Source organism: Plantactinospora endophytica (genome assembly GCF_016862915.1).
Taxonomy (GTDB): domain Bacteria; phylum Actinomycetota; class Actinomycetes; order Mycobacteriales; family Micromonosporaceae; genus Plantactinospora; species Plantactinospora endophytica.
The window spans coordinates 67,711-75,300 of the sequence record NZ_BONW01000051.1; the positions used below are offsets into that span (position 1 = coordinate 67,711).

Below are 7,590 nucleotides of genomic sequence, written 5' to 3' on the forward strand. Positions count from 1 at the left end.
TAGAGCCTGGTAAATAAGGGGTTCAGATGTGTTGGTGGCGGGCGAGGCGTCGGGTCATGATGATGATCATTGACCATTGGACCATCGCGGCGTGGTGCTCGGGTAGCCGTTCGTAGCCGCGGACGGTGCGGCGGCACCGGTTGATCCAGGAGAACGTCCGCTCGACGGCCCACCTGCCTTGCAGCGCGACGAAGGTGGTCTGGCCGGCGAGTTTGGTGACGATCCGCACGGCGATTCTGAACTGGTCGGCGGCCCAGCCGACGAGGGCGCCGGTGTAGCCGCTGTCGGCCCAGACGATGCGGATGCCGGGAAAGCAGGTGTGTAAAGCCCAGAGGACGGGCTTGGCGGCGGCGCGGTCCTGCACGTTCGCGCCGGTTACCAGGATCGCGAGCAGCAGGGCGCAGGTGTCGACCGCGATATGACGCTTCCTGCCGTTGATCTTCTTGGCGGCGTCGTAGCCGCGGTCGGGTCGGCCGACGTCTCCGCACCGCGTAGTGACTGGGAGTCGACCAGGGCGGCCGACGGCTGCCGCTCCCGGCCTTCGACGTGCTCGCGGACCTGCTCCCGCAGGCTGTTGCGCATGCGGGTCAGGCTTCCGTCGGCGGTCCACCGCCGGAAGTAGTGGTAGACGAGCTTGTGATGCGGGAAGTCCGCTGGCAGGGCGTCCCACTGGCAGCCGGTGCGGCCGAGGTAGCGGATCGCGTCGATCACGTCGCGACGGGGATAGGTGATCGGGCGTCCACGCCCGGTGCCGGCGGGGACGTACGGGCCGAGGATCTGCCATTCGGCGTCGGTGGTGTCGGAAGGGGTAGTGCCGTGGCCGGCTGGTCGGGAGGTGATCGTCGAGGGCGGTCGGGGCGGTGCGTGCGGCGACACCGGCGACAAGGTATACAGACAGAGTTGGGCCTTCGGTCGTGCTGGTTTAGTCACCTTTGCTCGTATCCGAAGGCCCTTCCTCATGTCACGCCGCACACCGACACGATCATCGACGGCAACCCAGCCTCGGCCGCCTCAAACCCTTATTTACCAGGCTCACCACACGAGCGGATTTGCCGATGTGCGCAAATCTGCGCTCATTGGCTGCCGGCTGGGGGTGCCGTGACGGGTTCGAGTAGTGCGACGGTTGTCGGCTGGTGGAGGTGCCGGGCCCAGTCCAGTGGGGTTGCGTCGAAGCGCCGGTCGCGGAGGTTGGGATCGGCGCCCAAAGTCAGTAGCCGGCGGGTTAGCTCGACGTTGCCGTTGCCGGCGCTGTGGTGCAGAGCGGTCTCCCAGGGCTGTTCGACTGGTGCGTCCCCACGTCCATATGCGTTGATGTCGAAGCCGAGCTCCGCCAGTAGCGTGAGGGTCTCGATCGGCGCCTGGGCTGCGGCCCACACCATGAGTCCGGGGCGGTCGCGGCGGGCTTGCGTCACGGCGGCGGGATGCTCGGCGCGGATGCGGTCCAGTGCGGACTGATCGGCGCGCAACGCTGCGGCGATCAGCTCGCGCACCGGGTCGGGGCCGGGCGGTGTGGCACCTTCGGCGATGAGGTAGTCGGCGATGTCGACGTTGCCGTTGAGCTGCGCAAGTTCGGCCGGTGTCCGGCCGTCGCCCGGGCTCCATGCGGGTCCGTCACCCTCGAACGGCGAGCGGAAGTCGATGCCGTGCTCGACCAGCAGCCGCACCCGGGCGGGCTGGTCGTGCTCGACCGCCCAGCGTAGCTGGACGCGCAGCATCTGCGCGGGCGTGCTCAGGTCCGGGATCCGGGTCTTCCACGGGCCGCCGTCGCCGGTGCCGAGACCGTATTCGAACAAGAGCTCCAGGTGCGAGTTGTCCGGCTCGAACATCCGGTTGTACAGGGTCTGGGCGTCGTTGGGGTCGGCGCCGGCGTCAAGCAGCAGCCGGCCCAGCGCCCGCCAGTGCGGGTGGCTCGGTTGGCGCCGTTGGCCTAGCTCGCCGTGGCCGAACACCCCGGTCAGCAGGGTGAACGGGGGCGGTAGGGCGTCGAACAGGTAGCCCTCGTTTGGGTCGGCGCCGGCGGCGAGCATCTGCCGGGCGACCGCGAGCACACGCTCGGCCGGCACGGCCGCGTCGAGTCGGGAGTAGACAAGGTAGTACAGCGGCCGCCACCGGAACGGGCCGCCCCGCTCGGCAACCCGCCGCGGTTGCTCGGCGAGCAGCCGACCGACGTCGTCCGGCCGGGCAGCCGCCGCGGCGGCCCAGATGTTCGCCGTGGTCAGGCCGGGATGCTCGGCGAGCAGGCGACGGGCCTGTGTCCAGCGGGCGGGTCCGTCGTCGCGGCTGTACGTCAGGCAGGCAAGGCGGCAGAACTCCGCGGCCGCGTCGGCCACCGACGCCGCACCGAGCCCGGTGTCCCAGCCGTGTTCGGCCACCGTTTTCAGGTACCGGACGAGCCGGGGCCAACTGGCGAACCCGTACTCACGGGCGAGGACCAACTGCGCGGCGCTGAGCTGCAGGCCGCTGGCGTCGTCGGGCACCCCGCCGGGATGGTATCGGGCCAGCCGCGCAACCGCGCCGGCGTCGCCGGCCCGAACGGCCCGCTGCAGGGCACGGGCTTGCCGGCGGAAGCTGTCAATGTCGGGATGGTCGGGCATGCCCAGGGTCGGCACAGCGGCCTCCTCTCGTCTGCCTGATGTCCGCTCGGTCAGGCCGAAAGGAGTGCGATAGTGACGTATGTGGTACATCCCCAGGTGGGCTGAGCCCGTTCCCGCGGACCGGCGGCTTCCTGGCAGCCGTCGCCACCTTAGCCCTGTCCCGCCGGTAGTGCACGCAAATGCCGTCGGCCCGATCGAACAACTCGAACCGCCCTTGGATCCACCCGTTCGTTCGACCAACTCGCGAGCGGCGACCCAGCCCAGCACACCACATCAACCAAGATCAGGTGGGCGCTCAAAGCAAGATCAGGTGCGCTCTTATGTCGCCGACCGGGCGCCCGGCGCCAGCACTTCATCACTCTCCGTACACCGTCATGCAACTCGTCGGACGCACGCTCGTGCCGATGTGAGCGCGTTTCATTGAAAGCGTTCGAAACTCGCCGCGATGATGTCCGCAGCCTCACGAGCGGGTTGTCGAGTACGCCAGGAGCGCCTGAGCCGTGATCGCCAAGACCCGCTCCGCGCTGTACGGGATCTTCCAATTGCCCTGCCACCACGGCTCTTCGCTGTGCTGATGGCTCAACTCAATGACCCTAAAGCCGTTGGGCGCCGACGCTTCGGCAAGAAGTTTGGCGGAACCTGCCGAGGACCGGTGCCGGCCATTCGTCACACGGACGAAGCAGCCCTCCCAACCGCAAGGAGCATTGATGAAGTGCGCGATGCCGATCGTCGGCGACGACCGCGTATGGACCGCATTGTCCCCGGCCGACGAACAAGACGTGATGAAGCAGGTCTACGAGTGGTTCGACCGGTGGCAGCCGACCGGCAAGGTCGCCGACGGCGGCGCCGAGCTACAGCCCGGGACACGGCAAAGACAGTGCGCGCCGGCGCGAATGGCCAGACGCTAATCACCGACCGGCCGTACCTGGAACTCAAAAAGGTCGTCGGCGCGATTGTCATGCTGGAGTGCAACGACATTGACGAGGCCGCGCGGACGCGGCCACGTAGCCACTCGCCGCCGGAAATCACGCCGGCACGCTGGTTTCAGCGGCCCCGCAGCTTGTCCCACAGCGTCCGTTTGGGCTGTGGTTGCGCCGGGGACAGCACGTCTTCGGCAAGCTCCTGCCGGGCCGCGTCGCGGACGGCGGCGGGCAAATCCGGAGTCACGCAGGCCAGCTGCGCCAGCGACGCCGCGATGAGCACGGGCCGGGTCTGTTGCGCCGCAAGCGCTTTCTCGAAGCGCTCCGCCACCAGCGCGGCGACGCCGGCCCGTTGCGCATGGTCCATCCACGCCGAGACCACCAGCGCGTAGACGGCCGCCTCGGTGGTCCAGTCCTCGACGCCGAAGACGATGTCGGCCAGCAGCCCCGTTTCACCGCGGTGCAGCAGGCCAAGGCAGCACCACGCCTGCACGGTCCGCTCCCACACGGACATCCGTGCATGCACCGACGGCTGCGGCGGATGGACAAGCAAGGACAACAATTCTTTGACGGGTACCTCGCGCAGCCGCGCCGCCGCATGGAAGGCGACCGGAGGCGGGCCCCAGGACCGTTGCGCGGCAAGCTCCGCCACCACCCGCGCGGCGCCCGGGTCGGGCGGGGGCAGGGCCGCGCTCTCGTTGGTACCATCGTAGTGCCACAGCATGGCGCCGCCCGGGCGCAAGGGCTGGCGCGGATCGGAGTCGCCTGGGCGGCCCATGGCGATGACGATGCCCGGGCAGCGGCGCCGCACCAGAGCGATCGCGCTCGGCGGCTCCATCGCGGAGATCCCTATCTCCGTCGCCATCTGCTGCGGCTTGAGTCCGGCGACGGTGTTGATGCTCGACGCCTTGCCGGGGGGTACAAATCCCAGCCACGCAATGTCCCTGGCCTCCTCAAAATATCCGGCGTCGACGTGCTCTATCAGCTGGCCGAGGTCAAATGCGTGATGATCGGCAGGCATGCGGGCCAGCCTAGACCCCCACGGCCGGCGGGCGTTGCTCCGAGCGGCGATCCGGTGACGGCGATCCAGCCACATATGTGACTCGGTCCGCACGCGCTCCCGGAGACCGGACAAAGTGACCTACTCATTCGAAGGTGTTCTCCCGGTTGGGGGCGGGACCTGCCCGCGATGACGACCAGCCGCACTCTCATCAGCGTAAGACGTTTGGGTCAAGCGTTGGTCGGGTGCCGCGTCCGCCGTCTGTCCCTGCGTAGTCGTAATGGGGTTGGTCCCTGCAGCGCGTAACCGGGTTGGTGAGACGACGGGCGGGGCTGCCCTTGATGAGAGACGAGGTAACCCCCGGGGTTCCCTCAATGCCGCGTGGGGCTCGCCCCGGCCCTGCTTGACGGGCCGTCTGCTGGGTTCAGGCGGCCAGGGGCATCTCCGTGGTCCGGGTGCCGTGCGCGGCGATGGCGGGGTCCCAGGCTCGGCCGGTGGTGACAACGGCGTGTAGTTGCCGCGGGATCGCTGCGGCGATCACGGCTTGAGCCTGGGTAACGGTGAGCTTGTTCTGCTCCCGGGTGGTCAGGTGTGCGAACCGGGCGGCGTAGACGGGGTTGGCGCGTTGCGCGCCCCAGACTGTGCGCCAAGCGGCCAGCCGTAGCCGTGGCCGGCCCTGCCCGCTGAGCTTTGTACGACCGATGAAGGTGCCCGACAACCTCTCCCGGGGCGCCAGGCCGGCGTGTTTGACCAGCGCTCGGGCACTGGCGAACCTGTTCAGGTCACCGGTCTCGGCCAGGATCGCCGCGACGCCGATCGCGGACAGGCCGGGGATCGAAGTGACCAGCTCGGTCAGCTGCATCTGGTCCAAGATCGCCGTCATTCGGGTCTCTGTGTCGTCCAGCCGGCGGTGCGTCTCGCGCCAATCACGTAGAACCAGGGCAACTCGTTCCAGGGCGCCCGGACGGTGCGCGCTCACGCCTGCTGGATCGGTGAACGCGGCGAACAGCGACCGGATGATGCGCATGCAGGGCTTCTTGCGGCCACGCCGGATGATCTCCCTGCGCACCGCTTTCTCCCATCGTGCCGCACCCAGCCGCCGGGTTCGGGCCAGGTCACCGCCGTCGCGGTCCACCACGACAGTGATCGCCGCGGTCCAGGTCGACGACCGAAACGGCTGCCGTGCGGTCTGCAACGCCGCCGGCCACACGCATTCCAGTAGGGCCCGCATCTGCTGGACCTGCCGCCCAGACTCCACCAACAGTTGCGCCCGGCGTGCGCCGAGATGCCGTAGCCGGCCCCACGTCTGGTCCGCCGTCTCGGGCACGTAGCAGCGCAGCTGCGCCGCGAGGCGGGCGATGAGCACCGCGTCCTTCTCGTCGGTCTTGTCGAACGTCAGGTCCTCGCTGCGCCGCGCCCACGAGGTCAACATCGGCTGCACGCACACGAACGGCATCCCACGATCCGCAGCCAGCTGGCCCAGCACTCGCCATCGGTGCCCCGTCGGCTCACACGCCACCGTCGCGGCGGTGAAGCCTTTCGCCGCCGCCTGCTTTCCCGCCCAGTCCAACGCCGCCCCGAGGTCCCACGCGTGACACCTGAACGTCTTGCGGGCCAGCACCTTCGAGTCGTGATCGGTGACCACGACCATCTGCTTCTCATCGGCCAAGTCGATGCCGACGATCGCGTTCGAGCTGCGATGGGACACCAAGCCCGCAAGCGCATCAGGAGGACGTTCCTACGCCCTGCATCGACACGCAGAACGTCTTTCTATGCTGCGGACAGCGCGTTCGCGATGGTTGCGTTCAGTGTCATCGCCGCTGTCGGCGGCCCTGGATGTTGGCGTTCTGAGTAAGGTCGGCGCGTAGCTGGGTACGGGTGCGCATCAAGATCCGTCCGAGCATGTTCTTGCCGGTGCCACTCCGGCCGCGTCCCCAGTAGTGGTCAGTGCTGGTGTCCTCGATGATCTCCTCGTCGCCGGTGTCCAACAGGATGGCGCGGATGTCGGCGTGGGCGGTGAACTTGGCCGTCACGGCCCGGCGCATCACGTCGTCTTTGACCCGTTCCCAGTCGCGGCGCAGTAGCCGGGACCGGTCGCGGCCCAGCTCGGCGGCCCGCAACGGGGTCGCCGTCCGCCGGATGAGTTCGGCGTGGCGGGTACCTGGGAACTTCTGGGCCTGGAAATAGTGCTCGGAGGTCGTCCACCAGTGGCCGTCGAGGTCGAAGCCGTGGCCGGAGAAGTTGGAGAAGCAGCCGTACGGAACCTCGTCGGCACCGTAGAAGTAGATCGTCATCTGGGCCTCGGAGCGGGGGTCGGAGATCTGCACCGTGTCACAGGCATCGACAGAGCGGCAACCGAGTTCGCTGGCCACCCATCCGGATCTGCCGCAGGCACGGCGCGTCGATCCCGACGCACCCGTCACCGGGAGTCGCTGTCGACCGGGGCGCGTCCAGCTGCGAGGGTGCCCAGACATGCCGATGTGAGTGCGTCCGCCGCAGGACGAGAGGCCGTGCCCAACGAGTAGCACCTCAGGGCATGCTTCCCGTCAACGTTTCGGCGCACCGTACGCCAACCAGGCCATCCAGTGGAGCATCTGGTCCCGCTCCGGACGCTTGGCGCGTCGCATCGTTGCAAAATCGGCAAGCGCGACGTCCAACCGTCCGAAGGAGATCTCGGGCCTGTATGCAGCCTGCGTCAAACCCCCATCGACCTGAATGACGAGGCACATCCACGAGGGCTCTGGAGTGGCCTCGTACAGGTAGGCGAGCAGCCCATAGGTGCTGGCTTCGTCCAGTCGTACGTGCTTGGCTTTCCGACTGAAGCCACGCCGCTCGGCTGTGTCGATAAGTCTTGTCAGGTCCCTACACGACCGAGGCGCCGACATCCGCTACATCAACAGCACGATCGCCTCCCGAATGGCCGAGGCATTCCACGGCGAGCGCAAGACCGACGCCCTGGACGCCTATGTCCTCGCCCAAACCCTCCGCATGCGCGACGATCTGCCCGCCATCACCGTCGGCGAGGCCGATCTCAAGCGACAGCAGCTGAGACTGCTCGTCGCTCGACGCCTCGACC

The 7,590-nt window shown here is 68.2% G+C and carries 8 protein-coding genes; 2 read left to right on the top strand and 6 right to left on the bottom strand.

Going from position 1 to position 7,590, the window contains the following annotated elements; all coding sequences use genetic code 11:
• Nucleotides 1-22 precede the first annotated feature (22 nt).
• The 3 genes from Pen02_RS40050 to Pen02_RS40060 all read right to left on the bottom strand — a co-directional run bounded on the left by Pen02_RS40050 (nt 23) and on the right by Pen02_RS40060 (nt 2,861).
• The gene (locus Pen02_RS40050; RefSeq protein ID WP_239142007.1) at nt 23-439 is read right to left on the bottom strand and encodes a transposase; all 417 of its coding nucleotides are present in this window, start codon (nt 437-439) and stop codon (nt 23-25) included.
• Nucleotides 376-876 (bottom strand): transposase, encoded by a 501-nt coding sequence (locus tag Pen02_RS40055; protein ID WP_203871434.1) that lies wholly within the window; start codon nt 874-876, stop codon nt 376-378. Before Pen02_RS40055 ends, Pen02_RS40050 begins: the two co-directional genes overlap by 64 nt.
• Nucleotides 877-1,073: 197 nt before the next feature.
• Complete coding sequence (locus Pen02_RS40060) at nt 1,074-2,861, bottom strand: ankyrin repeat domain-containing protein (protein WP_203871435.1); 1,788 nt, start codon at nt 2,859-2,861, stop codon at nt 1,074-1,076.
• A 440-nt stretch (nt 2,862-3,301) separates the two neighbouring features.
• Here Pen02_RS40060 and Pen02_RS40065 point away from each other — a divergent pair, with 440 nt between their 5' ends.
• Complete coding sequence (locus Pen02_RS40065; RefSeq protein WP_203871436.1) at nt 3,302-3,502, top strand: hypothetical protein; 201 nt, start codon at nt 3,302-3,304, stop codon at nt 3,500-3,502.
• Between the two features lie 136 nt (nt 3,503-3,638).
• On the opposite strand, the gene Pen02_RS40070 is transcribed toward Pen02_RS40065, so the two are convergent.
• From Pen02_RS40070 to ybiA, 3 genes are all read right to left on the bottom strand, one after another.
• Nucleotides 3,639-4,535: a hypothetical protein gene (locus tag Pen02_RS40070; protein ID WP_203871437.1), complete on the bottom strand. Its 897-nt coding sequence runs from the start codon at nt 4,533-4,535 to the stop codon at nt 3,639-3,641.
• Nucleotides 4,536-4,938: 403 nt separating this feature from the next.
• Nucleotides 4,939-6,222 (bottom strand): IS110 family RNA-guided transposase, encoded by a 1,284-nt coding sequence (locus tag Pen02_RS40075; RefSeq protein ID WP_203871438.1) that lies wholly within the window; start codon nt 6,220-6,222, stop codon nt 4,939-4,941.
• 103 nt (nt 6,223-6,325) lie between these two features.
• Nucleotides 6,326-6,841 carry a riboflavin biosynthesis intermediates N-glycosidase gene (gene ybiA / locus Pen02_RS40080; protein ID WP_239142005.1) on the bottom strand — a complete coding sequence of 172 codons (516 nt, stop codon included), beginning with the start codon at nt 6,839-6,841 and terminating at the stop codon, nt 6,326-6,328.
• Nucleotides 6,842-7,352: 511 nt separating this feature from the next.
• On the opposite strand from ybiA, the gene Pen02_RS40085 reads away from it, so the two are divergent.
• On the top strand, nt 7,353-7,590 hold a 238-nt coding region (locus tag Pen02_RS40085; protein ID WP_239142008.1), incomplete at its 3' end, for an IS110 family transposase.

Excerpts from the sequence above, each read along its gene's own strand:
- Pen02_RS40070 (WP_203871437.1), bottom strand. The coding sequence starts at position 4,535 with ATGCCTGCCGATCATCACGCATTTGACCTCGGCCAGCTGATAGAGCAC.
- Pen02_RS40065 (WP_203871436.1), top strand. The coding sequence starts at position 3,302 with ATGAAGTGCGCGATGCCGATCGTCGGCGACGACCGCGTATGGACCGCA.